Source organism: Mesorhizobium sp. M00.F.Ca.ET.216.01.1.1 (assembly GCF_004010325.2).
In the GTDB taxonomy this organism is placed as follows: domain Bacteria; phylum Pseudomonadota; class Alphaproteobacteria; order Rhizobiales; family Rhizobiaceae; genus Mesorhizobium.
The window spans coordinates 1-293 of record NZ_SADR02000493.1 but is presented as its reverse complement, the minus strand read 5'-3'; the positions used below and the strand labels follow the sequence as shown (position 1 = coordinate 293).

The following is a 293-nucleotide window of genomic DNA, read 5'->3' as shown; positions in this document are numbered from 1 at the left end:
CGTTGCCTCGGTTCGGGCGGTTCCGCGCTCGGCGAAAAGTTCGGGCCGATCCTGTGGCAGTTCGCGCCGACGAAGAAATTCGATGCGGATGATTTCGAGGCTTTCCTGAAATTGCTGCCGGAAAAGCAGGATGGTGTCGCGCTTCGCCACGCAGTCGAAGTCAGGCATGACAGCTTCGTGGTGCCGGAATTCCCCGCATTGGCGCGCAAGTACAATGCCGCGATCGTCTATGCCGACCATGCCAAATATCCGGCCATTGCCGACATCACCGGCGACTTCGTGTATGCGCGGCT

General features: G+C 59.7%; 1 protein-coding gene. It reads left to right on the top strand.

Going from position 1 to position 293, the window contains the following annotated elements; translation table 11 throughout:
- Positions 1 to 293, top strand: a 293-nt coding sequence (locus EN859_RS37115; RefSeq protein WP_135913742.1) for a DUF72 domain-containing protein, incomplete at both ends; no start/stop codon positions are given.